Genomic DNA, 26,327 nt, shown 5'->3' on the forward strand with positions numbered 1-26,327 from the left:
GAAAAGGGGCGGCATCCCATGGGGGGAATGGGATGCCGCCACGCGCAGCACCCCGTTCGGGGGGGTCGGGTGCCGCGATGCCAGAATCAGAGTTCGGCCGGAGTTGAGCTTACGCAACTACCCGCAACGTTCCAAACGAATCCGCAGGCGTTCGCGGTGATATATCAGTAGCGGGCCGCGCGACACCTACTAACGGGGGTGGTGCGCCCCCGCCCGGCCGTGTCTGATGGACCCTGCCGACCAATGATCGCGGCCGTGCCGCGGCATCCGACTCGTCTCATGTCCCGAAGGAGTGCACCATGAGCAGCCAGATCGATCACCTTCTCACCGAGACGCGCCGGTTCGCGCCGTCCGCGACATTCGCGGCGGATGCCGTCGGTACCGCCGACCTCTACGCCCGGGCCGCCGCCGACCGCGAGGGCTTCTGGGCCGAGCAGGCGCGCGAGCTGCACTGGCACACGCCGTTCACCGAGGTTCTCGACTGGTCGAACCCGCCGTTCGCGACCTGGTTCGGCGACGGTGAGCTCAACGTGGCGTACAACTGCCTCGACCGGCACGTCGAGGCGGGCAACGGCGACCGTGCCGCGCTGCTGTGGGAGGGCGAGAACGGCGATGAGCGCCGCGTCACGTACGCCGAGCTCACCGACGAGGTCAAGCGGGTCGCGAATGTGCTGACGAAGCTCGGCATCGGCCTGGGCGACCGGGTCGCGATCTACCTGCCGATGATCCCGGAGGCCGTCGCAGCGATGCTCGCCGTCGCACGCGTCGGTGCGATCCACTCCGTCGTGTTCGGCGGATTCTCGGCCGACAGCCTGCGCTCGCGCATCGACGACGCCGGCGCGAAGCTCGTGATCACCGCCGACGGCGGCTACCGCAAGGGCAAGGTGTCGGCGCTCAAGCCCGCCGTCGACCAGGCCCTGGCCGACCGCAACGGATCCGGAGTGCAGGAGAGCGTCGAGCACGTGCTGGTCGTCCGCCGCGGCGGGAACGACGTCGACTGGGTGGAGGGACGCGACCTCTGGTGGCACGACGAGGTGCCCGCGGCGTCGGCCGAGCACGAGGCATCCGCGTTCCCGGCGGAGAACCCGCTGTTCATCCTCTATACGTCGGGCACCACCGGGAAGCCCAAGGGCATCCTGCACACCTCGGGCGGCTACCTCACCCAGGCGGCGTTCACGAACCGTGTCGTGCACGACATCCACCCCGAGACCGACGTCTACTGGTGCACGGCGGACATCGGCTGGATCACGGGCCACACCTATGTCACGTACGGACCGCTCGCCAACGGCGCCACCCAGGTGCTCTACGAGGGCACGCCCGACACCCCGCATCCCGGTCGCTGGTGGGAGGTCATCGAGAAGTACGGCGTCACCGTCTTCTACACCGCACCGACGGCGATCCGCTCGTTCATGAAGATCGGGCGGGCGGTGCCGCAGAAGTTCGACCTGTCGTCGCTGCGCCTGCTCGGGTCGGTGGGCGAGCCCATCAACCCGGAGGCGTGGGTCTGGTACCGCAGCGTCATCGGAGCGGATGCTGCGCCCATCGTCGACACGTGGTGGCAGACCGAGACGGGCGCCATCATGATCTCGGCGCTCCCGGGGGTCACGGAGACCAAGCCGGGGTCGGCGCAGGTGCCGCTGCCGGGCATCTCGGTCGATGTCGTCGACGAGTCGGGCGAACCGGTCGGCGAGGGCAACGGCGGACTGCTCGTCATCACCGAGCCGTGGCCGTCGATGCTCCGCGGCATCTGGGGCGACCCGGAGCGGTTCGTCGAGACCTACTGGGCGAAGTTCGCCGATCAGGGCTACTACTTCGCCGGGGACGGCGCCCGTCTCGACGAGGACGGCGACGTCTGGCTGCTGGGCCGCGTCGACGACGTGATGAACGTCTCGGGGCATCGACTCTCGACCGCCGAGATCGAGTCGGCGCTCGTGGCGCACGAGGCCACGGCGGAGGCCGCCGTCGTCGGGGCGTCGGATGAGACCACCGGCCAGGCCGTGGCGGCGTTCGTGATCATCAAGCAGAGCTACCTCAAGGAGCACTCCCCCGAGGGCCTGGCGCAGGCTCTGCGCCAGTGGGTCGGCGAGCAGATCGGCCCCATCGCCCGCCCCCGCGACGTCTACATCGTCGACGAGCTGCCCAAGACGCGCTCCGGCAAGATCATGCGCCGGCTGCTGCGGGATGTCGCGGAGGGCCGCGAGGTGGGCGACACGACGACCCTCGCCGACACGGCCGTCATGAGCGTGATCTCCGCCCAGGTCCGCTAGCGCCGGACGAGAGACGGCCCGGTCGCGAAACCGGGCCGTCCGTCGTATCGGGCTCAGGCGAAGCTGAAGACGACCTCGACCTCGACGGGGCTGTCCAGCGGCAGCACGGGCACACCCACCGCGGACCGCGCGTGACGTCCGGCGTCGCCGAAGACCTCGCCGAGCAGCTCGCTCGCCCCGTTGATGACGCCCGGCTGGCCGGTGAACTCCGGGACGGATGCCACGAAACCCGTGACCTTGACGACCCCGGTGATGCGGTCGACACCGCCGACGGCCGCCGCGGCGGCGGCGATGGCGTTCAGCGCCGAGAGGCGGGCGTACTCCTTGGCATCGGCCGCGGGCACGAGCTTGTGACCGTCGCCCACTTTGCCGGTGGCCGGCAGCACGCCCGAGACCAGCGGCAGCTGGCCCGCGGTGAAGACGAGGTCGCCGTGCACCTTCGCGGGCACGTAGGCGCCGGCGGGCGACGGAACGGGCGGGAGGTCGATGCCGAGGGCGGCGAGGGTGTCGGACGCGGCCATCTCAGTCCCCCTCGAACTGCCGGGCGGCGGTGGCGGCGGCATCCAGCCCGGTGTTCGCCGCCTGGTCGGCACCGCCACCGGACGGGCGCTTGAAGTACGCGACCAGTCCGCCCTCGGGGCCGGGCACGACCTGCACGAGCTCCCAGCCCTGCTTGCCCCAGTTGTTGAGGATCGCGGCGGTGTTGTGGATCAGGAGGGGCGTGGTGAGGTACTCCCACGTCGTCATGGCGACTCCTCGGTCGAGGTGCGGATCGGGGTGCGGGTCGTGCTCGGGGCGCGCGTGCTAGAAGGCTTCCCTCAGCTAACTCCCTTACGATCACCCTATGCCTGATACCAAACGGACGACCACGGGCGTGCTCGGCGGGATCGCCGGCCTCGTCGGCCTCAGTGCCGTCGCCGGTGTCCTCATCACCGCCACCGTGACCCCCGCGATCGCCGTCTCAGGCGCCGCCGCCTCCAGCGCCATCACGATGTTCGACAACCTCCCGAGCGTGCTCGACATCGAGAAGCTCATGCTGCCGACGACGCTGTACTACACGAACCCGGCCGACGGCACATCGACCGAGCTGGCGCAGTTCTACGACCAGAACCGCTCGCCCGTCACGTTCGACCAGATCACGCCGATCATGTACGACGCGATGCTCTCCAGCGAGGACCCGCGCTTCTATCAGCACGGCGGGATCGATCTGATCGGCACCACACGCGCGCTTCTGAGCAACGCGGGCGGCGGCCAGACGCAGGGTGGCTCGTCGATCAGCCAGCAGTACGTCAAGAACATCCTCATCCAGCGGTGCGAGGCGAACGCCCCGGACGCAGCGACCCTCGCGCAGTGCTTCACCGACGCGACGCAGTCCAGCGGCCCCAGCGGCATCCAGCGCAAACTGCAGGAGATGCGGTACTCGATCGCCCTCGAGCAGAAGTACTCGAAGAACGAGATCCTGCTGGGATACCTCAACATCGCCAACTTCGGCGGCATCACGTACGGCATCGACGCGGCGGCGAAGTACTACTTCAATACTCCGGCGTCAGGGCTCAACGTCGGGCAGGCAGCCACCCTCGCGGGCATCCTGCAGAATCCGAACACCTATCGCCTCGACGATCCGACGAACCCTTCGAACGGTGCGGCCGACGGCGCCATCACCGCCGACCCCGGTCAGCTCGCCGTACTGGACGCCCTGCTGACGGCGGGCACGATCACGCAGGAGCAGTACACCGCGGCGGCAGACCCCTACACCGCCACCAAGGTGCGGCAGCTGTACGTTCTCAGCCGCATGTTCGCCGACGGGAAGATCACCAAGGCGCAGTACGACGAAGCCGCGATCACGCCGATCACGCCGACGATCACGCCCGCGACGACCGGCTGTGCCGTCGCGCTCGGCAGCGCCTACTTCTGCCAGTACGTGAAGAACGTGATCAAGGAGGATCCCGCGTTCGGCGCGACCCTCGACGACCGCATCAAAGCCCTCCAGCGCGGCGGACTCAGCATCTACACGACCATGGACCCCCGCGTGCAGTACCAGGCCAACAAGACCATGAGCGAACTCACCCCGACATCGGTCGACGGGATGGTCGACGGCTCGACAGGCATGTTCGGCTCGACCAGCGTCAGCATCGAGGCGAGCACCGGACGCATCCTCGCGATCGCGCAGAACACCAAATTCAACGAGAGCGTGACGGGCGACCCCAACTACTCCTCCCTCGTCTATGCGGGCAACTCAACCTACGGCCAGTCGACGGGCTTCGAGGCCGGGTCGACGTTCAAGCTGTTCACACTCGTCGACTGGCTCGAAAAGGGCCACTCGGTCAACGAAACCGTCAACGGCGTGAACCGGGCGTTCAAGAAGTTCACGACATGCGACGGCACCTGGACCAACGGCGCCAACACCGTGGTGAAGAACTTCTCCGGCAACGGATATGTCGGTACACCGATGAGCTTCACCCGTGACTCGCTCAACTCGGGCTTCTTCGCGATGGCCGAGCAGCTCGACCTCTGCGATATCCAGAAGGTCGCGACGAAGATGGGTGTGACCCGCGGCGACGGCTCGCCGATCCAGATGAACGACCAGTTCTCCATCATCGGCTCGAACAATGTGACGCCGATCGCCATGGCGGGCGCGTACGCGACGATCGCCAACAACGGCATCTACTGCCAGCCCAAGATCATCGACCGCGTGGTCACCTCCGACGGCGTCGAGATGACGCCGCCCGCGACCAGCTGCTCGCAGGTGGTCGACCCTAAGGTCGCAGCCACCACCGCGTACGCCCTGCAGGGCGTCATGAACCGCGGCGGCACCGGTGCGACGGCGAACCCCGGTGACGGCACGGCCCTCATCGGCAAGACCGGCACGCACGAGGACACGCAGACGTGGATGATCGAGTCGAGCTCCAAGGTGGCGACCGCGGCGTGGGTGGGCAACTCCAACGGCAAGGGCAACATCTTCACCCGATACATCAACGGCCAGCAGGGGCAGTACATCCGATACGGCATCGCCCGACAGATCCAGGGCGTCGCGGACAGCCTCTACGGCGGCACCCCCTTCCCCCAGCCGGACACCTCTCTCACGAAGCCGACGCTGAAGGATCTCCCGAATGTCGTGGGCCAGCCTCTCGACCAGGCGATCCAGACGTTGAAGGACGCCGGCTTCGATGCGACCGCCGGGCCCGTGGTGGACTCCGACGTCGCCGCCGGGCTCGTCGCCGCGCAGACCCCGCCCGCAGGCCGGATCGCCGCCGGCACGCAGATCACACTGAGCCCGAGCAATGGCCAGGGCGCAGCGATACCGCCGGTGAGCGGCGATGTCGCAGCCGCAGTGGCCACGGTCCGCGGCGCCGGTTTCGGGAACGTCCAGCCCGGAACCTGCACCGTCGATCCGAATGCGAACGGCAAACCCGCCACGGGAACCAACCCCGCCGCGGGGACGATGGTGAACCGCAACACCGCGATCACCATCGACTACACGTCGAAGACCTGCCCGTAGTGCCGGCGGGATCGTCTACGCGCACCGCCCTCACCGCCCTCGCGGCGGTGGGGGCGGTCGGCGTCGGCGCCGCGGTGTGGGGTGTCGGCATCGAGCGCTACCTGTTCACCACGCGCTTCCACACCCTGCGGGTGCTGCCCCCCGGCGCCGACCCGGTGCGCGTGCTGCACCTCTCCGACGCCCATATGGCCCCCTGGCAGCATCGCAAGCAGCAGTGGATCGCGGGGCTGGCCGCACTCAAGCCCGATCTGGTGGTCAACACCGGAGACAACCTCGGCCACGCCGACGGGCTGCGCGGCATCCGTTCGGCCTTCGATCCGCTCCGGGGCGTGCCGGGCGTGTTCGTGCACGGGTCGAACGACCGCGTCTCGCCCACACCGCGCAATCCGCTGCGATACTTCACGGGCCCGTCGAAGGCGAACAGGGATGCCGCGCCCCTCGACACCGGCGCGCTCGACCGCTACCTCGGGGGCGACCTCGGGTGGCTCGACCTCAACAACGCCGCGGGCTCGCTACAGGTCGGCGGACTCACGATCGACGCGTTCGGCGTGAGCGACGCGCACCGGAACTGGGACGACCTCGCCGCGCTCCCGCCGCAGATCGAGGCGCTTCCCGAGGCCGACCTGCGCATCGGCGTCACCCACGCTCCGTATCGACGTGTGCTCGACGCGTTCCTCGGATTCGGCGCCGACGTGCTGTTCGCCGGTCACACGCACGGCGGGCAGGTGCGCCTCCCCGGCGTCGGGGCGCTCGTGGCGAACTGCGACATCCCGCTGCGCCAGGCTCGCGGTCTGAGCGAGTGGACGCATCTCGGACGCACAGCGCCCCTCAACGTCAGTGCGGGCATCGGCCACTCGATCTACGCGCCGGTGCGCTTCGCGTGCCGCCCCGAGGCGTCCTTCCTCACGCTCCTCCCCCGCGACTGACCGTCGACCGACCGGGGGGCGCTCCTCCCCAACCGACTCTGCGCGCGGCGACCACGGCCATCGCGCACATTCGGGATCGCGCCGCCCTCGGCGACGGGTCGTGCAGGCGAGCATCGAGGCATCCGCAGCTTCCCCCGTCGAAGGATGCCTCATGCCCGCCGCTCGTTCCCGCACCCGCCCCGCGCCCCGTCGCCGCCTGATGCTCGGCCTGATCGCCGCCCTGGCCGGTCTGCTCCTGAGCGGCGTCGGGCTGGTCGCCACCGCACCTTCGGCGTCAGCTGCGACGCAGGGCGCCGGGTTCGGCACCTGGGCGCCGCTGTCGGCGCTCGGCTGGCACGGCTCGATGATCGTGAACGGCGTGCACACCTACTGCATCCTGCCCGGGCTCCCGGCGCCCACCGGCGAAAGCGTCGACCAAGGGATCCACGGCGAGGCGACCGGGATGAGCGCGCAGCAGCTCGCGGGCATCAACCACCTCGTGTCAACCCACGGCCAGACCGGTGATCCCGTTCGGTCGGCCGCCGTCGGGTGGGCGGTGAAGGCGATCGCGAACCGCGACGTCACGCTGCACGCCTGAGGCTACCCGGGCGACTCGCTGGCCGGCGCCGTGCACTGGACCTTCGATCGGCTCGCGCCCGAGCACGCCGCCTCCGTTGCCGCACTCGCCGAGCAGTACGCCGCCGAAGCCGCCGCGGTGGTCGTGCCCGGCAGCGACGGCGCCATCGCCCTGACGACGGACGCGGCAGATGCCCGTCGCGGCACTGTGCGCCTCAGCGGTGGAGCGGGCACGATCGCGACCGTGTCGCTCACCCACGCCGTCTTCGCCGACACCGGCCTGCCCGATCGCACGCAGGTCGACAGCGGTGTCGACCTGCCCATCATCGCGGCGCCGCCTCCGGGCGACGGTCGTCCCTACACGGTCCGGGCGACGGGCCGCTTCGCGGCCGCGATCGCTCCGGCCATCCGGTACGTCACCACCGCGGGGCAGCAGAGCACCGCGGGCCCCGGCGGCTCGGTGGACTACGTCGTCGAGGCCGCCGACGCCGCGCCCCGCCCGGTCGTGTTCGCCCCCGGGATCACGACGCAGGTCGTCTCGTCCGAGACGACGAGCGGACCGTACGTCGACGAGGTCGCCGTCGCTGCGGTCGAGGGGGTATGGCCGCGCGCGACCGACGGCAGCGCCGTCTCCCTGCGCGCCGTCGCCGTCGTCTACCGCACCGAGCAGCCGCCGATCTCCTCGACGGAGGTTCCCGCCGACGCCGTCGCCGTGGGCGAGCTCACGCTGGTGACCGACCCCGCACTCGGCGCAGGAACCTACCGGGTCGCATCGACGTGGGATCTCCCCGGACCGGGGTACTACACCGCCGTGTGGCGCATCGCCGCCGCCGACCAGGAGCCGTCCGTCGCCGCACACCTCGAGCGCGACTACGTCTGGGCCGAGCAGTTCGCGACACCCACCCAGGTCACGCACGTCCCCGAGCCCCCGACGCCGAACGCCGCGCCGCCCGAACTCGCCCTCACCGGCCCGAGCGACGACCTGCACCGCGTGGCCGGCTTCGGACTGATCGCACTGCTTCTGGGCGGAGGCTTCCTCGGCCACCACGCACAGCAGCGCCGGCGCACCACCGTCTGACGTGGCCTCCCTGCCCCCGTCAGACCCGGCCGGGTGCGAAGCATCCACTCCGATCGGGTAGGCTAGGGGGGTTGCTCCGGGGTGTGGCGCAGCTTGGTAGCGCGCGTCGTTCGGGACGACGAGGCCGCAGGTTCAAATCCTGTCACCCCGACAGCAGAGAGGCTCCGCCGTAGATCGTCAGATCGGGCGGAGCCTCTCGCATGACACATCGCGAACGGAGCCCCATGCCGGAGACCACCGTCCCCCTCCTGGTCGCCTTCGACCTCGACGACACCCTCGCCCCCTCTAAGACGGCGATCGATCCGCGCATCGGCGCGCAGCTGATCGCCCTCGCGGAGCGGGTCGAGGTCGCGATCATCTCGGGTGGGCAGATCATGCAGTTCCGCACTCAGCTGGTCGAGAAGCTTCCGGATGCCGCAGCATCCGTCCTCTCCCACGTGCACCTCATGCCCACGTGCGGAACGCAGTACTACCATCACGACGGCGACGGGTTCGCGGCCGTGTACGCGCACACGCTCACGGATGACGAGAAGGCCCGCGCGCTCGCAGCGGTCGAGGAGGAGGCGCGGCGGCTCGGGCTCTGGGAGACCGAGACGTGGGGCGACATCCTCGAGGACCGCGGTTCGCAGATCACGTTCTCGGCGCTCGGCCAGCGTGCGCCGCTGGACGCGAAGACGGCATGGGACCCGACGGGCGAGAAGAAGTCGGCGCTGCGCGAGGCCGTTGCCGCCCGCGTGCCCGACCTGGAGGTGCGCTCCGGCGGCTCGACATCGGTCGACATCACCCACCGCGGCATCGACAAGGCCTACGGCATGACCAAGCTCTCCGAGGTGACCGGCGTCGCGCTCGACGACATGCTGTTCTTCGGCGACCGGCTCGACCCCGACGGCAACGACTACCCGGTGCTCGCCATGGGCGTCGCATGCCGCGCCGTCGAGGGCTGGACCGAGACGGCCGATCTGCTCGACGCGCTCATCCCGACGCTGCCGGTCCGAGCTCAGGACTGAACACGCCCGCGACCGTGTCGTCGTCGCCCCCAGTGCGACGACGACACGGTCGCAGGCCACGCAGCCGGACAGGATGACCCCCCACTGACCGGTCGACAACCCGTGGCCCCCCGACAGGGTTGCGTCACGAGGCTACCGAGCACCGGCCCGCAGGCCGCCCGCCGAGGCGTCCGGAAGGCCGGCATCGCCCGGAATCACGCGGTGTTCCGGGTTTTCCGGAAACTCCGAACGGGCTGATGACGCGCCACGTGCTCAGGTGCAGATCGGTTCGCCGAGATCGACTTTCGCGCCCGATACGGAGTAGGCGCCGACCGCGCACAGCAGCGTGTCTGCTGAGGGCCGCACCACCAGCGTCGTGTACGCGGCGGCCACGTCGTGCTCGACCGCCTGCTGACGCGCCGGTCCATGCGGTGCGGTCTGCGGATAGAAAGCGATGGTCACAGTGTTTCCCGTGGCCTTCCCGTCGTAGCGGGTGATCCGCCCCCACCCTGCGTAGCAGTCGTTCGACCACAGGATCTCGATCAGGGTCTCGGCCTGCCGCCTGACAGAGGCGACCACCTTGGCATCCGAGGTGCACGGGGTGAACGCCGGATCCTGGCCGTCGGCGACCGAGATCTTCGGTGTCGGTCCGTACGCGACGGGAGAGGCTGGCATCGATGAGGATGCACTGGAGCCGACGACGAGGGCCGTCACGAGCGCGGTCACGGCGACGCCAGCGACGAATCCACCCGCACCCACCAGGGCCACCGTGCGGCGACCGGTCGGGTGCAGCTGCGGTCGAGTCGTCGCGCCGGCGGACGATCCCTCCGAGATATCGTGCCCCCCGCGCGCGAGGGGGGTCGTCGCCGACCCATGCGAAGCGACGGCCTCATCCGGTGTGATGGCTGACTCCTCCGAGGCGGTCGCGACGCCGACCGCGTCGGTCTCCCACGGCCGCACGACGACGGGCGGAGCATCCCTCCCCGTCGCGAGGGCGTCGCGTCGCGCGACCCACTCCGCCGCGTCACCGCCCAGCACGGGGACCAGAGCGGCGAGGGTGCGCGCCGACGGCAGGTACTTGCCCGCGAAGGCGTCGGAGATGACGCTGCGCGAGATGCCCGTCTCGGATTGCAGCCGGGCGAGCGTCGGGCTCCCGGACGCCAGCCTCAGCGAACGCAGTTCGGCGGCGAAACCGGTGACGCGTGCCGCACGGTCGCCGGACGTCGAGCTCTCCATGCGCTTCCCCCCAGAAGTCGAATCAAGATGCCCTTGAATGTAACCCGGGGTGGCGACGTTCGTGAAACCGGGGTCAGCGGGCGATCGGCGCACCGTCCCGTCCGAGGGGCACCAGACGCGCGAGCTGGGTCACGTGACGCGGCTCGAGCTCGGCGAGCGTCGAGACGCCCAGCAGCTGCATGGTGCGCTCGATCTCGCTGCGCAGGATCGCGATCGTGCGATCGACCCCCTGACGCCCGCCGGCCATCAGACCGTAGAGGTACGCCCGGCCGATGAGGGCGAACTTCGCGCCGAGGGCGACGGATGCCACGATGTCGGCGCCGTTCATGATGCCGGTGTCGATCATCACGGTGGCGTCCGCGCCGACCTCGCGCACGACCGACGGAAGCAGGTGGAAGGGAATGGGTGCGCGGTCGAGCTGACGGCCGCCGTGGTTGGACAGCACGATGCCGTCGACGCCGAGGTCGATCAGACGCACCGCGTCGTCGACGTTCTGCACACCCTTGATCACGATCTTGCCCGGCCAGATGCCTCGGATCGTCGCGAGGTCGTCGTAGCTGATGGTGGGATCCATCGCCGCGCCGATGAGGTCGGCCACTGTCCCACCGGTCGTAGTGAGCGAGGCGAACTCGAGCTTGGGGGTCGTGAGGAAGTCGTACCACCACCACGGCCGCGGGATGGCGTTCACGATCGTGCCGACGGTCAGCTGCGGTGGAATCGAGAACCCGTTGCGCTTGTCGCGCAGACGCGCTCCCGCGACCGGCGTGTCGACGGTGAAGTGCAGCGTGTCGAACCCGGCCGCTGCGGCCCGCTCCACCAGACCGAACGAGACGTCGCGGTCGCGCATCACGTACAGCTGGAACCAGTTCCGTCCGTGGGGATTGGCCGCCTTCACGTCCTCGATCGAGGTGGTTCCCAGCGTCGAGAGGGTGAACGGGATGCCGGCGGCACCAGCCGCGGCGGCACCCGCGGACTCCCCCTCCGTCTGCATGAGGCGGGTGAATCCCGTGGGCGCGATGCCGAAGGGCATCGCGCTCGGTCCGCCCAGGATCTCCGTGGAGGTGTCCACGCTCTCCGCAGGGCGCAGGATGTCGGGGTGGAACTCGACATCCTCGAACGCCTGCCGCGCACGGGCGAGCGAGAGCTCGCCCTCGGCGGCGCCGTCGGTGTAGTCGAACGCCGCCTTGGGGGTGCGGCGCCTGGCGATCGTGCGCAGGTCGTAGATCGTCAGCGCGGCGTCGAGGCGGCGTTTGCGGCCGTCGAGCTCGGGCTTCTTGAACTGCATGAGCTCCAGCAGCTCGGCGGGCTTGGGCAGCTGACGCTTCACCATGGTGCGGCCTCCTCGGCGGGTGCGGATTCAGATTCGTGTGCGGGTGCGGGTGCGGGTTCGGGTTCGGGAGAGCCGGAGCCGGCTCGGCGGGCGCCCGCGTAGTAGCGGGCGATGTGCTCGGACACGAGGCGGTGCGCCGTCGGGCCTTCGCCCGCGTCGACGGCGGCGATGATCGCGCGGTGCTCGGCGCGCAGGCCGGCGGCCGCGGCATCCCAGTCCGGGAAGGTGTCGGCCAGGCCGGACACGTACGACTCGATCGCGTCGCGCAGGCCCTCCATCATGGCCGACACGACGATGTTGCCGGCAGCCTCCACGAGCGAGAGGTGCAGTCGCGCGTCGAGGGCGAGGAACTCCTCCGTGGTGAGGTCGGGCGCGTCCATCGCGTCGAGCAGCTCGTGCGCCGTCGACGTGTCGCGGTCGGGCGCCGCTGCCAGCGTGTCGACGCTCGCGGTCTCGATCAGCGTGCGGGTGCGCACGACATCGTCGACCGGGAATCCGCTGGCCGCCACCTGCAGGCGCAGCAAGGTCGACAGCCCCCCGCGAGGCGTCGCGATGATGATCGCGCCGGACGTCGGGCCGGAGCCGGTCGACGTGCGGATGACACCCAGCACCTCGAGCACCCGGAGCGCTTCGCGCACGCTGGATCGCCCCACGCCGAGCTGCGTCGCGAGCTCGCGCTCCGGCGCGAGGCGATCGCCCGCCGAGATCCGGCCGTCTCGCAGGTCCGCCTCGATCCGCGCGAGCACGAGCTGCCAGGCTCGCGGTGATGCGGCGGCTTCCATGGCACCTCCTGTGCACGGCTCTGTGGTCCGACCACAGTAGCGCCTCGTGGTCTGACCACACAAGCGGCGTATCCGACGCACGCCCGTTCTAGGCTGTGCGCATGAACCCGCTCATGCCCGACCCGCTCAGTGTCGTGCTGGCCCTCTTCGCCGTCACCTGCGCGTTCTGCTGGATCGCGTCGCTCGTGACGAAGGACACCTCGTGGGTCGACCGGATCTGGTCGATCGTGCCGGTCGCCTACGTGTGGATCTTCGCCGGCTTCTCGCTCTTCGCGGGAGAGGATGCCGCACGGCTCGTCGTCATGGCCGTGCTCGTCACCCTGTGGGGGGCGCGCCTCACGTTCAACTTCGCCCGCAAGGGCGGGTACACCGGCATGGAGGACTATCGCTGGGCGATCCTCCGCGGTCGCATGAAGCCGTGGCAGTTCCAGGTGTTCAACCTGCTCTTCATCGTGCTGTACCAGAACGCGCTGCTCGTGCTCATCACCCTCCCCGCGTTCGTCGCGTGGCAGCATCCGTCGTCGCTCAACGGCTGGGATGCGGCGTTCGCGGTGCTGTTCCTCGCGTTCCTCGTGGGCGAGTTCGTCGCCGACCAGCAGCAGTGGGCGTTCCACCAGGCCAAGAAGCACGCCGGCGGCCACCTCGCGCCCGGGTTCGCCACGACCGGGCTCTTCCGGTACAGCCGCCACCCCAACTTCTTCTTCGAGCAGGCGCAGTGGTGGGCGTTCTACGCCCTCGGGGCCACGGCGGCCGCGGCATCCGGTATCGGATTCTGGGGAGGTGCGCTCAACTGGTCGATCGCGGGCGCGGTGCTGCTGACGGTGCTGTTCATCGGGTCGACGATCTTCACCGAGTCGATCTCCGCGTCACGTCACCCCGCCTACGCCGACTACCAGCGCACCACCTCGATGCTCGTGCCCTGGCCGCCCAAGGGAGCAGGGAAGGATGCCGCGCGCACCGCATGATCGGCCCGACTCTGCGGCGGGAACTCAGGATGCCCCGGCGAGCCGCCCGCCGGATTCCCGCAGGTAGCACTCGCCGCACAGCGATTCGTACGTGACCTCGGCGCCGTCGATCGCGACCTGATCGCCGTCGAAGACGAACACGCCGTCGGCGAGGCGCCCGTTGAACAGCGCCTTGCGGCCGCACCGGCAGATGGTCTTGAGCTCCTCGAGCGCGTGGGCGACCTCGAGCAGACGCCGCGAGCCTGGAAAAGCCTCGGTGCGGAAGTCCGTGCGGATGCCGTATGCCAGAACCGGAATGTCATCGAGCACGGCGATACGGAAGAGGTCGTCGACCTGCCCGGCGCTGAGGAACTGCGCCTCGTCGACGAGCAGGCACGCCACGTCGGCCGGACCGCTGCTCAGACCGGCGAGCTCGTCGTGGGTGTAGCGCACGCGCGCCTGGTGCTCGGCGAACAGCCCGCGCGCGTCCTCTCCCGCACCGATGAGGAAGTCGACCGGCCGCGTCATCCCGAGCCGGCTGGAGATCTGCGCCGCGCCCTTGGTGTCGATGCGGGGCTTGGCCAGCAGGACGCGCTGACCGCGCTCCTCGTAGTTGTAGGCGGCCTGCAGCAGTGCGGTGGACTTGCCCGAGTTCATCGCCCCGAAGCGGAAGTACAGTTTGGCCACCCCGGAAGTCTACGGAGTGTCGGGTGCCACGGGGCGACGTCGCTCAGGCGGTGAGCGCGAGCGCCTCCGCGGTCTCGGCGAGGGTCTCGCGGGCCACCTCCGGACGGGGGTTGAGCGTCTCGCCGTAGCTGGGGATCAGCTCGCGCAGGCGCGGCTCCCATTCCCCGATGCGGTCGGCGAAGCACGTCCTCAGCAGGCCGAGCATGATCGACACGGCAGTCGACGCTCCGGGCGACGCGCCGAGCAGGCCTGCGATCGATCCGTCGGCGGCGGTGACCACCTCGGTGCCGAACTGCAGCACGCCGCCCTTCTTCGGGTCCTTCTTCATCACCTGCGCGCGCTGACCGGCCTGGATGAGCTCCCAGTCCTCGTCCTTCGCGGTGGGGACGAACGTGCGGAGGCTGTCGACCTTCTTGGCGTGGTTCTTCAGCAGCTCGCCGACGAGGTAGGTGATGAGCGACGGGTTGTCGATCGCGACCTTGAGCATGGGTCCGATGTTGCCCGCACGCACCTGCGTCACGATGTCGAACATCGAGCCGGTCTTGAGGAACTTCGGGCTGAACGTGGCGAACGGGCCGAACAGGAGGGATGCCTCGCCGTCGACGACGCGGGTGTCGAGGTGCGGCACCGACATGGGCGGCGCACCGACCGAGGCTTGCGAGTAGACCTTCGCCTTGTGCTGGGCGACGAGCGCCGGGTCGGAGGTCTTGAGGAACTGCCCCCCGATGGGGAACACGCCGTAGCCCGAGATCTCGGGGATGCCGGAGCGCTGCAGCAGCTTGAGCGCCCAGCCCCCCGCGCCGACGAAGACGAACCGTGCACGCATCGAGCCCGGGGTGCGGCCGATCGTGTCCCGCCACGTGATCTTCCAGCCGCCGTCTTTGAGGCGGGTGAGGTTGCGCACCTCGCGGTTGGTGATCACGTCGACTCCGCGCGCGCGGAGGTTGTCGAACAGCTGGTGGGTGAGTGCGCCGAAGTCGACATCGGTGCCGGCGGGCACGCGGGTGGCGGCGAAGGGCTCGCCCGCGCGGCGCTTCTTCATGAGCAGCGGCGCCCACTGGTGGATGACGCGGGAGTCCTCGCTGTACTCGATGCCGGCGAACAGCGGCTGCTGCTTCAGCACTTCGTAGCGGGCCTTGAGGAACGCGACGTCCTTCTCGCCGCGCACGAACGTCATGTGCGGTGTGGAGTTGATGAACGTCGAGGGCGCGTCGAGGACGCCCGCCTCGACCAGCGATGACCAGAACTGCCGGCTCTGCTGGAACTGCTCGTTGATCGAGATCGCCTTCGCCGGGTCGACCGACCCGTCGGGAGCCTCGGGCGTGTAGTTCAGCTCGCACAGCGCGGCGTGGCCGGTCCCGGCGTTGTTCCACGCATTCGAGCTCTCCAGCGCCACATCGGAGAGCCGTTCGATGACGGTGATCTTCCAGTCGGGCTGGAGTTCGGACAGCAGAGTGCCCAGGGTGGCGCTCATGATGCCACCACCGATGAGCACGACGTCGACGGGTTCGGTCACCCTACGATTCTAGGCGGGCGAGGGGGCCGCCCAGACCGGGAGGCCCCTCGCGGCGAGGAAAGAACCCGGGTTCTTGACGAGCGGATGCCGGGGCTCAGGCATCCGTGGTGCTCATGCCGTGGGCAGCAGCGAGGCCGCGACGACCTCGGCGATCTGCACCGCGTTGAGCGCCGCGCCCTTGCGCAGGTTGTCGTTGCTGATGAACAGCACGAGGCCCTTGCCCTCGGGCGCGGACTGGTCGGCGCGGATGCGTCCGACGAAGCTCGGGTCCTTTCCGGCCGCCTGCAGCGGCGTGGGGACCTCTTCGAGGCTCACGCCGGGCGCGGTGGCGAGGATCTCGCGGGCGCGGTCGGGTGTGAGGTCGCGCGCGAACTCGGCGTTGATCGAGAGCGAGTGGCCGGTGAAGACGGGAACGCGCACGCACGTGCCGGCGACGCGGAGGTCGGGGAGCTCGAGGATCTTGCGGCTCTCGTTGCGGAGCTTCTTCTCCTCGTCGGTCTCGTTCAGCCCGTCGTCGACGAGGTTCCCGGCGAACGGGATCACGTCGAACGCGATCGGGGCGATGTACTTCTCCGGCTCGGGGAAGTCGACCGCCGAGCCGTCGTGCACGAGGTCGAGCGTGCGGCCCTGGGCGAGCACGCCCTCCACCTGACCGAGCAGCTCCTGCGCGCCGGCGAGGCCCGAGCCCGACACGGCCTGGTAGGTGCTCACGATGAGGCGCTCGAGGCCCGCCTCGGCGTGCAGCGCCTTGAGGACGGGCATGGCGGCCATCGTGGTGCAGTTGGGGTTGGCGACGATGCCCTTTTTGGCCTCGGCGATCGCGTGCGGGTTGACCTCGCTGACGACGAGCGGCACCTCGGGGTCCATGCGCCAGGCGCTGGAGTTGTCGATGACGAGTGCGCCCGCCTCGGCGAAGCGCGGCGCATGCGCGCGGCTGCCGGTCGCACCGGCGGAGAACAGCGCGATGTCGATGCCCGAGGGGTCGGCGGTGGCGATGTCCTCGATGATCACCGTCTGCCCTAGGTACTCGACGGCGGTGCCCGCGGAGCGCGCGGTGGCGAACAGGCGCAGCTCGCGGATCGGGAACGCCCGCTCGGCGAGGATCTCGCGCATCACGGTGCCCACCTGTCCGGTGGCGCCGACGACGGCGACGGAGAGTCCAGAGTCGGAGATGCGGGTCATAGCGGTACCTCGGGAGACGTGTACGGGGGTGGGTTCAGATTAGCGGGCTGAAGCGCAGCTCCGGCGGGCCGGGGAACGGCGATCGGCCGAGCAGCGGAGCAATCCCGCCAAACTCGACCGCTCTTCGTCCGTGCCCGATTCTCGGACCGGCGGCGTGGAACGGCGCGGCGAGTGGAGACGGATGCCGCGCGCCCGGCTCAGCGGCCGGTGCCGGCGTGGATCACGGCGTCGGTGTCGGCGTCGAGGTCGAAGGCCGTGTGCACGACGCGGGCGGCGGCGGCGAGGTCGTCGCCGCGCAGCACCACCGAGATGCGGATCTCGGAGGTGGAGATCATCTCGATGTTGACGCCCGCGCCCGACAGCGCCTCGAACAGCGTCGCCGAGACGCCGGAGTGGGTGCGCATTCCGGCGCCGACCACCGAGAGCTTGCCGATCTGGTCGTCGTGCACGAGGCTCTCGAATCCGACCGCCGACTGCTCGGCCGCGAGGGCACGGAGGGCGGTCGAGGCATCCGACTTCGGAAGCGTGAACGAGATGTCGGTGCGTCCCGTGGCGGCGGCGGACGAGTTCTGCACGATCATGTCGACGTTCGCGCCCGACTTCGCGACGATCGTGAAGATGTCGGCGGCCTTGCCGGGGACGTCGGGGACGCCGACGATCGTGATCTTGGCCTGGCTGAGGTCGGTGGCGACACCGGCGACGATGGGCTCTTCCATGTGGACTCCCTCGGGGACGAGCGGCGATGTGCGGCCGGCGTCGAGCACCCAGGTGCCCTCGCCGGAGCTGAACGTGGAGCGTGCGTGGATCAGCACGCCGTGACGACGGGCGTACTCGACGGCGCGGATGTAGAGCACCTTGGCGCCGTTGGCGGCGAGCTCGAGCATCTCCTCGCTCGAGACGCGGTCGAGCTTGCGGGCTTTGGGCACGACGCGGGGGTCGGCGGTGAACACGCCGTCGACGTCGCTGTAGATCTCGCACACGTCGGCGTTCAGCGCCGCGGCCAGGGCGACGGCGGTCGTGTCGGACCCGCCGCGGCCGAGCGTCGTGATGTCGCGGGTGTCGCGGTTGAAACCCTGGAACCCGGCCACGATGACGATCGCACCCTCGTCGAGCGCCTCCCGCAGGCGGACCGGCGTGACATCGACGATGCGGGCGGCGCCGTGCGTGGCATCCGTGATCATGCCCGCCTGCGACCCGGTGAACGACCGCGCCTCGAACCCCATCGAGTGGATCGCCAGCGACAGCAGCGCCATGGAGATGCGCTCCCCCGACGACAGCAGCATGTCGAGCTCACGGGGAGCCGGGATCGGCGCGACCTGCGCCGCGAGATCGAGCAGTTCGTCGGTGGTGTCGCCCATCGCGCTCACGGCGACGACGACCTCGTGGCCGGCACGGCGCGTGTCGACGATGCGCTTGGCGACGCGCTTGATGCTCTCGGCGTCGGCGACCGACGAGCCGCCGTACTTCTGGACGATCAGCGCCACTGTGACTACTCCCGGGGGTGCGCCGCGTGCGGATCGAGCGGCGAGGGCGACGGATGCCGCGCCCGAGCTCTCATTCTACGGAGCCGCGCATGCGCGCCCGGTCATGTGACACAGCGCCGGAGCAGGAGCGCCCGTCAGCGCGAGACGAGCGTGAGCGTCAGGGTCGAGCGGTAGTCGCCGAGTGCCGCATCGGCGGGCGGGCGGAAGGTGAGCGCAGCGCCGAGCGCGACACCGGCCGGACCGGTGGAGGCGCCGGGCTCGCTCCGCGCGGCGGTGGCCGAGTACGAGGCGGAGCCCGCCGTCTGAGGGGCACCCAGCGACAGTCCGGGAGGGAGCGCGGATGACGTCGGCGCGAAGCCGAGCGCGCTCGACGGGACGGGCACGGAGGTCGAACTGGTGAAGTCGGACACGTCGACGTGGAGATCCCATCCGCGGAGGTCGACACGGTCGTCGACGACGGTGATACCGCCGAACATCACCGGCGCGGTGACACCGCCTCGTCGAGTCGCGCCCAGATCGATCGTCGAGGTGGTGGACGCGCGAAGCTCGAAGAGATCGCTGGCGGTGATGGCCGCCGAGAGCCCTAGTGATGCGTGCGGGTCGGCAGGCGCGTCGGCGCGATCGGAGGCGGGCGGCATCGGGACGGTGCGCAGGAGGACGTTCGACATCGGAGTGTCGCCCGCGACGAAAGTGGGGTTGGCGCAGGACGAGAGGTCGAGCGCGGTCCCCCCGGGGATGCGGCCGAGGCGCGGCGCGGCATCCTGGACCAGGTTTACCGGGAGAGGTGCGTAGCCGAGCGATCCCGCACGCTGCTGACCCGCGCACAGAGCGTGCGCCGCGAACGCCGCGAGAGAGCGCCCCTGATCGGTTCCGACGACCTGGGTCGCCTGCGTGGGCACGACCAGATACGCCGCGCTGCTGAGCGGGTAGGCGCGGGGATCGGCGTTGCGCCAGACGCCCTGATGGTCGATCTCGCCGGTGGCGGCGACGGATGCTGCGCCCAGAAGCGCGATCGCGACGGAGTCCGCCGTCGGCGCGACGTAGAAGTCCGCGGCGTTGCGGAGCTTCACCGCAGGGAATCCTGCCCGCAGCGCGTACGAGTCCTCGACGTAGGTGATGGCACCCTCGCCGTAGGACTGGCTCACATAGCCCGCGACGCCGAGTGAGCCCGACTGCGCCGTGAAGGAGGGGGCGAGCAGCGGGAACGCCTCGCTCGCACCCGCGGTCCAGATCGACGGGTGCTCGCTGGACATCCACTGCGTGAACCGCAGGCTCGTCGCGGAGTAGTCGGAGCGCACGACCGGCGTGATGGCCTTGTTCGGCAGGGCCTTGCCGGGGTTGTCGGCGGCGATGGCAGGGTCCGCCCAGTTCGTGATGACGCCCGTGAAGATCCTGGCGACCACATCGCCGGACAGACGCAGGTCGGTGATCTGCGAACCCCCGGAGTGGAGGTTGTACATGAGCGACAGACCGCCCCCGACCGCGGGCACGTACTCGTAGGTCGTGCGCGGCGTCTCGGCGGGCTGACCGTTCTCGGGCTGCGCACGGAAGGGGCGGTCGCTCACGGCGAACGCGACCGTCTGGTCGACGAAGTCCTGCAACCCGACCGTCGAACCGACGCCCGAGTAGTTCACCGTCATGCCCGAGTCGGCCGCGACGTCTCGACGCCACTGGTCCAACGCGCTCTGCGTCCACGTCGACCCCGTACCCGAGATCGGGACGTAACTGTCGGCAGCGGATGCCGCGACCGGAAGCGCGGTGAGCATGAGCGCCGCGGCGAGCGCGAGCGCTCCCCCGCGCACCAGAGATCGGCGCAGCATCCGAGGTACCCTCATCCGAAGCGGCCGTTGACGTAGTCGAAGGTGCGGGGGTCGAGCGGGTCGGAGAACATCGCGTCGGTGTCGCCGTGTTCGACGATGTGTCCGGGCTGCCCCTGCGAGGCGAGGAAGAACGCACACTGCTGCGAGACGCGCTGCGCCTGCTGCATGTTGTGCGTCACGATGACGATCGTGACCTCGTGGGCGAGCTCCATCATGGTCTGCTCGATGACACGCGTAGACGTCGGGTCGAGGGCCGAGCAGGGCTCGTCCATCAGGAGGATGCGGGGCTTCACCGCGAGCGAGCGGGCGATGCACAGGCGCTGCTGCTGACCGCCCGAGAGGCCGCCGCCGGGCGCGCGGAGGCGGTCTTTGAGCTCCTTCCAGAGGCCGGCCTTGGTGAGACAGGTCTCGACGAGGTAGTCCTTCTCGGAACGCGTGGCGCGGATGCCGGCGAGCTTGAGTCCGGCGACGACGTTGTCGTAGATCGACATCGCCGGGAACGGGTTCGGCTTCTGGAACACCATGCCGATCTTCTTGCGCGCGTCGACGAGCCGGTGCCCGGCGTCGTAGATGTCGTCGTCGTCGAGGCGCACCTCGCCGGCGAGGGATGCCGAGGGCACGAGCTCGTGCATGCGGTTCAGGATTCGCAGGAAGGTCGACTTGCCGCAGCCGGACGGTCCGATGAGGGCGGAGATCTGGCCGGCCGGCATGTCGAGCGACACGTCGTGCAGGACCTGATGATCTCCGAACCACGCCGAGATCGACTTCGCCTCGAGGCGCGACGGCGCGACGAGACCCGCGAACTGCGCCTCGGCGACGGCGAGCCGTTCGGCGGTGTCCGGACCGCTCTTCAGAAGCGAGACCGACGACGCCTGCACCGACGCCGCCGGAACCGCGTAGCCCGCGCTCGAGGTCGCGGCTGCGGGGGCATGCCCGTTCGCGGGCGCCTCCGCAGCGGCGGCGGGGCGACCGAGCGCGCGCCCGAGGAAGCGGGAGCCCTTGCCGCGCTGGTCGCGGCGACTCGGTACGGCCTCGACGAAACCGTCGTCGGAGGCATCCGCCGGCACCAGCGCTGTGTCGCCCGCGGGCGGCATGGATGCCGGGCTCTCGATGCCCGCTGTGGGCATCGACTCGAAGACGACCTCGCTGAGGAGGGCGCGCTCGTCGACCGAGACGACCTCGGTGATGTAGGGATCGGCCTCGGCCGCGGCGAGGTCGGGGCGGGTTGCGTCGTGCGCGACGACGGTGGTCGCCTCGTCGGGCGACGCGGCGTGGGGCACCTCGGTGCCGGGTTCTACGGGCATGGTGAAGCTCCGGGTCACAGAAGGTTCGGGAGGAGTCTGACGATCTGGTCGGCCGTGAAGAGGCTGGCCAGCAGAAGGACGGGTGCGAAGACGATCCAGGTCTTCTGCGCACCGACGCGGCGGAACGCCCAGACGGCGGCTATCTCGGCGGCGATGAGGAACTGCAGCGCGAACACCAGCGCCCAGACGGTGGTGGTGTCGGTGGCCATCGGCTTGTCGGACGGCGGCAGCGTGACCGGGGTGGTCTGACGCGCTCCGGAGGGCAGGGCCTTGTCGACGGCCTTCGCGTCGATGTAGGCCACCCCGGTCGGCACGTACGGGGCGCCACGGGCGGTCATGAGGATGAGTCGGCTCTCGCCGCGCACCGGCGCGGGAGGAGTCGGGTCGCCGGCGTAGCGCACGCCGAGCACCTCGAACATGCTCGCGCCCTGACCGGTGCGCACCTCGAACTGGTCTCCGGGCTGCAGCGACTGCAGGCGGCCGAACGGTCCGCCGAACGCGGCGGCGCGACCCATGATCACGCTCACGCCCGCCTGACCGGGAAGGACCGTGTCGCGTCGATGACCGGGGCCGCTCTTGAGCACCCCGGAGGACGTGCCCTCCGAGATGACCTCCTTGATCCCGAGCTGCGGGATCGTGATCACGCCGACGGGAACGCCGTCCTCGAGCAGCACGTCGTTGAAGTCGCCCTCGCTCACCGGTGCGGTGCCGGCCTGCAGCTGGGCCCGGTACGCGTCGGAGAGCTGCTGCTGCGCGGCGAAGTGCTCGACGTGGCCGATCACGAGCAGGTTCACCACGAACGCGAGGATGAGCGCGGCAACGAGGGCCAGGATGCTGCGCGCCAGCGCCTGCGCGGGGGTCAGCGGCGCGTACTGCACCGGAGGACGCGGGGGGCGGCGGGGCGGCCGAGGCGTCTTCGGGAGCTTCGGCGGCTTCGGGGGCCTGGGCGGTCCGTCGACGGGAGCGGGTGGGACGGCCGGGGCGAGGATCTCGGTGCGGTCGTCGGCGAGGGTCATGTCGACCCCACGACGGCGGGCATGAAGAACGCCAGGCGCAGGGCGTTGAAGACGAAGAAGGCGATGACGATCGCGGCGACACCGCCCGTCGCCAGCCACGGGAAGACGAGTACCGTCGCGTCGCGGGTGACAGGCGTGAGCTTGGTGCCGTCGACGGTCTCCGGCGGGGTGAACGTCGCGTGCGCATCGAGCACCGTCCACTGCCCGGCGTGGTGGAGTTCGGTCTTGACGACACGCGACTCACCGGGCTGCAGGCCCGTGATGGGGATGCCGTTGGCCGTGTCGATGCGGTTTCCGAACAGCTGGCTGTTCATCCAGAAGTCGGCTTTCGCGTCGACGACGCTCTTCGACGCGTTGCGGACGGTGAACCACAGGGTCACGACACCCTCGCCCGGGTGGAGGGAGATCGACGTCGAGGAGTTGAGCCCGCCGACGTAGAGCATTCCGGCGACGCTGACCTCACCCGTGGGCTTCGTGCCCCCGCCGTTGCCACCGGGGTTCGTCGTGCCGCCACCCGTGCCGGAGCCGCCCGATCCGGAGCCACCGCCGGATCCCGATCCGGATCCGCCGGACGACCCGGACCCGCCGGTCGACCCCGAACCGCCGGTGGAACCAGGCGTCGACGTCGTCGGCGAGGGAGTCGGTTTCGGAGTGGCGGTCGGATCGACGATCACCACGGAGAGGTTGCTGTTGTCGTCGCTCGGTGCGTCGGCCGCGTTGGCCGCGGCGGCGACGGGCGCGACGGTGAGCCCGAGCACGAGCGCGGCGAGCGCCGTGGCCCGCCAGGAGCGGGTCATTCGTCCGGCCCCTTCCCCGCTCCGGCGGCGACGGGGGCCGCGGCAGCCTCGGCGGCAGCCTTCGCGGCAGCCTGCTTCTCGGTGTACTCGATCCACTCCTGCGTGCGCACCTCATCGCGACGGCGGCGCCAGCGGATGTAGAGGTACACGCCGGCGGCCAGCACCAACAGGATGAGCAGCATCCACGGCACGGCGATGACCACGGAATCGCGCGACACCGTCGAGACGTTCAGCTGCTGCGAGGCATCCGGGGAATCCACGAAGGGCTGCAGTCGCACAGCGGGATTGAGGTACCCCCACTGGCCCACTCCGTCAAGGGTGAATTCGTACGTCCCGGAGTTGCCCGGCAGGAGGTTGGGGATGCTGCCCCCGCGCGTTCCCGTCGCGGGGATGCCGAACCAGGTGACGGTCGTGGCGTCGAGGTTGGCGGAGAGGGCGACGTTGCCCGGGTTGTCGACCGTGTAGAGGATCTTGACGGTGCCGCCGAACGGGTTCCACCAGTCGCCCTGGTAGACCGCGTCGAAACTGGAGATCGTGAGGCGCGGCTGCAGCTCGCCCGAGACGCGCGTGTAGATGGGTGTGGCGACGCGGCGGTCGACGCTCACCTGCGCGCCCGCCTCGAGCACCGAGGCGACGAGTCCGCCCGCGTGGTCGCCGGGCGTGACGTCGGCAGGGAGCACCATCGTGAACGGCACGAGGCGAGCCTCGTTGGGCTCGAGCGAGAACTGCAGGCGGTTGGATCCGTCGGCGAAGGTCACCCACGCCCCCACCTGAGTCGGAGTCTCGGCCGTCGGGAGGAGGGCGAACGAGCCGTCGCCGGAGTTGAAGGCGTCGGTGGCGTAGACGGTGAAGTCCTGGCGCTGCGTGCCGGTGTTGCCCACGAGCACCTGATCGGCGATGGTCTGGCCGGGGTCGGCCGAGTAGTTCAGGCGCGTGCGACCGTCGGGTCGTCCATCGGCGCCGGCGGGGCGGGTGGCGACGCCCACGGTGGTGGGGTCGTCGGCAGCGACGGCCGGGCTCGCGGGCGTCAGCACGGCGAGCGCGGCGACGAGCGCGAGCAGCAACGCACCCAGCGGAGGCAGGATGCGCTTGCCCGAAGGGATGGTCGAGGTGAGCACGGTATATCTCCGCAGATCAGAGCGACGTAGGTACATCGCGGAGGTGAACAAGGGATGAGCAGGAGCGCTCCGACGGGTAGCGGTGTGCGACCGGCGCCGAATGGGCCGCAACGCACCATGTGGGGAGGCCGCGAGCGGCCTCCCCACACAGTTCAGGCGGGTTCTGCGAGCAGAACCTCAGCTCACTTGGTGGTGAGCGTGAGGGTCAGCGTCGAGGTGTACGCACCCGCGTCGGCGTTGGCCGGCGCCTTGAAGGTCAGGTCCGCATCGAACAGCGCACCCGTCGCCGTGGTGGTGACACCCGCGATGCTCGAGGCGAGCGACTTCGCACCCGAAGCGCCGGCGACCGAGCTGACCGTGATGCCCGCGTCGGTGGGCGTGTAGCCCGCCGCGAACTTCGGAGCCAGCGCGAGGACGTCCTTGCCGATGTTCTTCGCACCGGTGAAGTCGGTCCACGTCGCCTTGAGGTCCCAGCCCTTGAGCACGTTGCGGTCGTCGACGACGGTCACCTTGCCGAGGGGCTTGGTGACCTGAGCGCCACGCGCCACGTTGCCGAAGTCGACAGCGGTCTTCTCGGCGTTCAGCGACCACAGGTCGGCAGCCGTGACGGCAGCCGTCAGGGCCACGTTCTTCGAGAGCGGGTCGCCCGGGTTGACCGTGCGCGGCGCGACCGTGAAGGTGCCCCACGCGACGACTGTGAAGTTCGCGTCACCGGGAGCGGTGAACGCGACCGTGTGCTGGCCGGCCGGCAGCGAGGCGATGTTGACCGTCGCGTCACCCGTCGCGGTGGTGGTCACCGTTCCGAGATCGGTCGGGGTCGACCACGCCCAGGCGCGCAGCGTCTTGTTGGCGTTGGCGGCACCGAGGTTCACCGTCATCGTGTTCGCGTCGACGGCGGGGTCGGTGATCGTGACCTTGCCGGCGTCGGAGCCCGTGGGCTGCGTCGGCTCGGTCTTGACCGCGTTGACCGTGAGGGTCGCGACGTTCGACGTGGCGTCGGGCGCCGTGCCGTTCGTGGCGATCGCACGGAACTTCTTGCCCGAGTCGGCGACAGCCGTGGCCGGCGTCGTGTACGAGGCCGAGGTGGCACCGGCGATGTCGGCCCACGTGGTGCCGTCGGTCGACGACTGCCACTTGAGCGTCGGCGCGGGGGTGCCCGAGGCGGCGACCGTGAAGGTCGCCGTGGCGCCCGCGGTCACCGTCGCGCTGGCCGGCTGCGTGGTGAACGCCGGAGCGACACCGGTCTGCACCGGAGCCTGGGTGTCGAACGTCCAGTTTCCGGGGCCGCCGGGCTGAACGTGGATCGTGCGGTAGAGCACGCCCTTCGTCGCGAGGCCGACACCGTTGTTGATCGTCCAGGCGAAGCCGATGCTGTAGTCGCCACCGGCCTTGACGCCTGCCCAGTTGCCGTTCGAGAAGCCCGTGAGCGACATGTTCGGCTGGAGGATGTCCTTCGTGCCCGGCATGAACGACTGCGGACCCGTGGCGATCCACGCGCTGATCTGGGTCTCCTTGCCGATCGGCGCGATGAAGTTCATCGCGCCGGTGGCGTCGGCGCTGCCCTTGAAGGCGGTGTCGAGGTCGGCGGCCGAGGTGCCGGGCAGCGCCAGCACCTGGTCGGTCCAGTTCATCACCTGGTTGTCGGGCAGGATGTGGCCGTCCCCACCGTCGGCGAAGTAGAAGTGAAGCGGGGTGGGGTCGGCGGCGTTGGCCGCGGTCACCGAGAGGCCGGTGAGCACGAGCGACACGGCGGACGCCGCAGCGACCATCGTGCCGATCTTCTTGATGTTCATGATGCGT

At 70.0% G+C, this 26,327-nt stretch carries 22 protein-coding genes and 1 tRNA gene; 8 read left to right on the forward strand and 15 right to left on the reverse strand.

The features are described from left to right. The first annotated feature begins 299 nt into the window (after nt 1–299). Nucleotides 300–2,267 (forward strand): acetate--CoA ligase, encoded by a 1,968-nt coding sequence (gene acs, locus ACSJDX_RS02090; protein ID WP_438353940.1) that lies wholly within the window; start codon nt 300–302, stop codon nt 2,265–2,267. 53 nt (nt 2,268–2,320) lie between these two features. On the opposite strand, the gene ACSJDX_RS02095 is transcribed toward acs, so the two are convergent. Together ACSJDX_RS02095 and ACSJDX_RS02100 are read right to left on the reverse strand one after the other, a co-directional pair. Continuing rightward, complete coding sequence (locus ACSJDX_RS02095; protein ID WP_438353941.1) at nt 2,321–2,788, reverse strand: RidA family protein; 468 nt, start codon at nt 2,786–2,788, stop codon at nt 2,321–2,323. A gap of 1 nt (nt 2,789) precedes the next feature. After that, on the reverse strand, nt 2,790–3,014 hold the full coding sequence (locus ACSJDX_RS02100) for a DUF4177 domain-containing protein (RefSeq protein WP_438353942.1): 225 nt from the start codon (nt 3,012–3,014) through the stop codon (nt 2,790–2,792). A gap of 97 nt (nt 3,015–3,111) precedes the next feature. On the opposite strand from ACSJDX_RS02100, the gene ACSJDX_RS02105 reads away from it, so the two are divergent. From ACSJDX_RS02105 to ACSJDX_RS02130, 6 genes are all read left to right on the forward strand, one after another. After that, nucleotides 3,112–5,766, forward strand: coding sequence for a transglycosylase domain-containing protein (locus ACSJDX_RS02105; protein ID WP_438353943.1), 2,655 nt, complete (start codon nt 3,112–3,114; stop codon nt 5,764–5,766). Beyond that, a complete protein-coding gene (locus ACSJDX_RS02110) occupies nt 5,766–6,692 on the forward strand; it encodes a metallophosphoesterase (RefSeq protein ID WP_438353944.1) in 927 nt (308 codons plus the stop codon). The genes ACSJDX_RS02105 and ACSJDX_RS02110 overlap by 1 nt, the downstream gene beginning before the upstream one ends. Before the next feature lie 151 nt (nt 6,693–6,843). After that, nucleotides 6,844–7,269, forward strand: coding sequence for a hypothetical protein (locus ACSJDX_RS02115; RefSeq protein WP_438353945.1), 426 nt, complete (start codon nt 6,844–6,846; stop codon nt 7,267–7,269). A 30-nt stretch (nt 7,270–7,299) separates the two neighbouring features. After that, nucleotides 7,300–8,325 (forward strand): hypothetical protein, encoded by a 1,026-nt coding sequence (locus tag ACSJDX_RS02120; RefSeq protein ID WP_438353946.1) that lies wholly within the window; start codon nt 7,300–7,302, stop codon nt 8,323–8,325. Nucleotides 8,326–8,402: 77 nt separating this feature from the next. Further along, a tRNA-Pro gene (locus ACSJDX_RS02125) sits at nt 8,403–8,476 on the forward strand. A gap of 73 nt (nt 8,477–8,549) precedes the next feature. Then, entirely contained in the window at nt 8,550–9,332 is a 783-nt protein-coding gene (locus tag ACSJDX_RS02130; RefSeq protein ID WP_438353947.1) for an HAD-IIB family hydrolase, read from the forward strand. A gap of 252 nt (nt 9,333–9,584) precedes the next feature. On the opposite strand, the gene ACSJDX_RS02135 is transcribed toward ACSJDX_RS02130, so the two are convergent. From ACSJDX_RS02135 to ACSJDX_RS02145, 3 genes are all read right to left on the reverse strand, one after another. Then, nucleotides 9,585–10,547 (reverse strand): DUF2690 domain-containing protein, encoded by a 963-nt coding sequence (locus ACSJDX_RS02135; protein ID WP_438353948.1) that lies wholly within the window; start codon nt 10,545–10,547, stop codon nt 9,585–9,587. A 73-nt stretch (nt 10,548–10,620) separates the two neighbouring features. Beyond that, complete coding sequence (locus tag ACSJDX_RS02140) at nt 10,621–11,877, reverse strand: alpha-hydroxy acid oxidase (RefSeq protein WP_438353949.1); 1,257 nt, start codon at nt 11,875–11,877, stop codon at nt 10,621–10,623. Further along, nucleotides 11,871–12,659, reverse strand: a complete 789-nt coding sequence (locus tag ACSJDX_RS02145) for a FadR/GntR family transcriptional regulator (protein ID WP_438353950.1) — start codon at nt 12,657–12,659, stop codon at nt 11,871–11,873. Before ACSJDX_RS02145 ends, ACSJDX_RS02140 begins: the two co-directional genes overlap by 7 nt. 101 nt (nt 12,660–12,760) lie before the next feature. Between ACSJDX_RS02145 and ACSJDX_RS02150 the strand changes: the two genes are divergently transcribed. After that, entirely contained in the window at nt 12,761–13,624 is an 864-nt protein-coding gene (locus ACSJDX_RS02150) for a DUF1295 domain-containing protein (protein WP_438353951.1), read from the forward strand. Between the two features lie 24 nt (nt 13,625–13,648). On the opposite strand, the gene ACSJDX_RS02155 is transcribed toward ACSJDX_RS02150, so the two are convergent. The 10 genes from ACSJDX_RS02155 to ACSJDX_RS02200 all read right to left on the reverse strand — a co-directional run bounded on the left by ACSJDX_RS02155 (nt 13,649) and on the right by ACSJDX_RS02200 (nt 26,320). Continuing rightward, nucleotides 13,649–14,290 carry a thymidine kinase gene (locus ACSJDX_RS02155; RefSeq protein ID WP_438353952.1) on the reverse strand — a complete coding sequence of 214 codons (642 nt, stop codon included), beginning with the start codon at nt 14,288–14,290 and terminating at the stop codon, nt 13,649–13,651. 43 nt (nt 14,291–14,333) lie between these two features. Continuing rightward, nucleotides 14,334–15,764 carry a malate dehydrogenase (quinone) gene (mqo, locus tag ACSJDX_RS02160; protein ID WP_438355032.1) on the reverse strand — a complete coding sequence of 477 codons (1,431 nt, stop codon included), beginning with the start codon at nt 15,762–15,764 and terminating at the stop codon, nt 14,334–14,336. Nucleotides 15,765–15,917: 153 nt separating this feature from the next. After that, the gene (locus ACSJDX_RS02165) at nt 15,918–16,988 is read right to left on the reverse strand and encodes an aspartate-semialdehyde dehydrogenase (protein WP_438353953.1); all 1,071 of its coding nucleotides are present in this window, start codon (nt 16,986–16,988) and stop codon (nt 15,918–15,920) included. A gap of 197 nt (nt 16,989–17,185) precedes the next feature. Then, a complete protein-coding gene (locus ACSJDX_RS02170) occupies nt 17,186–18,472 on the reverse strand; it encodes an aspartate kinase (RefSeq protein ID WP_438353954.1) in 1,287 nt (428 codons plus the stop codon). 134 nt (nt 18,473–18,606) lie between these two features. Continuing rightward, a complete protein-coding gene (locus ACSJDX_RS02175) occupies nt 18,607–20,292 on the reverse strand; it encodes a phosphate ABC transporter substrate-binding protein PstS (protein ID WP_438353955.1) in 1,686 nt (561 codons plus the stop codon). 11 nt (nt 20,293–20,303) lie between these two features. Then, complete coding sequence (locus ACSJDX_RS02180; RefSeq protein WP_438355033.1) at nt 20,304–21,053, reverse strand: phosphate ABC transporter ATP-binding protein; 750 nt, start codon at nt 21,051–21,053, stop codon at nt 20,304–20,306. A gap of 557 nt (nt 21,054–21,610) precedes the next feature. After that, a complete protein-coding gene (locus ACSJDX_RS02185; RefSeq protein ID WP_438353956.1) occupies nt 21,611–22,612 on the reverse strand; it encodes a sortase in 1,002 nt (333 codons plus the stop codon). Beyond that, nucleotides 22,609–23,409: a hypothetical protein gene (locus ACSJDX_RS02190; RefSeq protein ID WP_438353957.1), complete on the reverse strand. Its 801-nt coding sequence runs from the start codon at nt 23,407–23,409 to the stop codon at nt 22,609–22,611. The genes ACSJDX_RS02185 and ACSJDX_RS02190 overlap by 4 nt, the downstream gene beginning before the upstream one ends. Continuing rightward, entirely contained in the window at nt 23,406–24,527 is a 1,122-nt protein-coding gene (locus ACSJDX_RS02195) for a hypothetical protein (RefSeq protein WP_438353958.1), read from the reverse strand. Before ACSJDX_RS02195 ends, ACSJDX_RS02190 begins: the two co-directional genes overlap by 4 nt. A gap of 182 nt (nt 24,528–24,709) precedes the next feature. Beyond that, the gene (locus ACSJDX_RS02200) at nt 24,710–26,320 is read right to left on the reverse strand and encodes a hypothetical protein (RefSeq protein WP_438353959.1); all 1,611 of its coding nucleotides are present in this window, start codon (nt 26,318–26,320) and stop codon (nt 24,710–24,712) included. Nucleotides 26,321–26,327 lie beyond the last annotated feature (7 nt).

Source organism: Microbacterium fluminis, assembly GCF_051549805.1.
In the GTDB taxonomy this organism is placed as follows: Bacteria; Actinomycetota; Actinomycetes; order Actinomycetales; family Microbacteriaceae; genus Microbacterium.

Bases quoted from the DNA above. Each gene is read 5' to 3' on its own strand.
- ACSJDX_RS02130 (WP_438353947.1), top strand. From the start codon at position 8,550: ATGCCGGAGACCACCGTCCCCCTCCTGGTCGCCTTCGACCTCGACGAC.
- ACSJDX_RS02135 (WP_438353948.1), bottom strand. From the start codon at position 10,547: ATGGAGAGCTCGACGTCCGGCGACCGTGCGGCACGCGTCACCGGTTTC.
- ACSJDX_RS02105 (WP_438353943.1), top strand. From the start codon at position 3,112: ATGCCTGATACCAAACGGACGACCACGGGCGTGCTCGGCGGGATCGCC.
- ACSJDX_RS02100 (WP_438353942.1), bottom strand. From the start codon at position 3,014: ATGACGACGTGGGAGTACCTCACCACGCCCCTCCTGATCCACAACACC.
- ACSJDX_RS02095 (WP_438353941.1), bottom strand. From the start codon at position 2,788: ATGGCCGCGTCCGACACCCTCGCCGCCCTCGGCATCGACCTCCCGCCC.
- ACSJDX_RS02115 (WP_438353945.1), top strand. From the start codon at position 6,844: ATGCCCGCCGCTCGTTCCCGCACCCGCCCCGCGCCCCGTCGCCGCCTG.
- ACSJDX_RS02185 (WP_438353956.1), bottom strand. From the start codon at position 22,612: ATGACCCTCGCCGACGACCGCACCGAGATCCTCGCCCCGGCCGTCCCA.
- ACSJDX_RS02200 (WP_438353959.1), bottom strand. From the start codon at position 26,320: ATGAACATCAAGAAGATCGGCACGATGGTCGCTGCGGCGTCCGCCGTG.
- ACSJDX_RS02165 (WP_438353953.1), bottom strand. From the start codon at position 16,988: ATGACCCGCATCTCCGACTCTGGACTCTCCGTCGCCGTCGTCGGCGCC.
- ACSJDX_RS02150 (WP_438353951.1), top strand. From the start codon at position 12,761: ATGAACCCGCTCATGCCCGACCCGCTCAGTGTCGTGCTGGCCCTCTTC.
- ACSJDX_RS02140 (WP_438353949.1), bottom strand. From the start codon at position 11,877: ATGGTGAAGCGTCAGCTGCCCAAGCCCGCCGAGCTGCTGGAGCTCATG.
- ACSJDX_RS02175 (WP_438353955.1), bottom strand. From the start codon at position 20,292: ATGCTGCGCCGATCTCTGGTGCGCGGGGGAGCGCTCGCGCTCGCCGCG.
- mqo (WP_438355032.1), bottom strand. From the start codon at position 15,764: ATGAGCGCCACCCTGGGCACTCTGCTGTCCGAACTCCAGCCCGACTGG.
- ACSJDX_RS02145 (WP_438353950.1), bottom strand. From the start codon at position 12,659: ATGGAAGCCGCCGCATCACCGCGAGCCTGGCAGCTCGTGCTCGCGCGG.
- ACSJDX_RS02190 (WP_438353957.1), bottom strand. From the start codon at position 23,409: ATGACCCGCTCCTGGCGGGCCACGGCGCTCGCCGCGCTCGTGCTCGGG.
- acs (WP_438353940.1), top strand. From the start codon at position 300: ATGAGCAGCCAGATCGATCACCTTCTCACCGAGACGCGCCGGTTCGCG.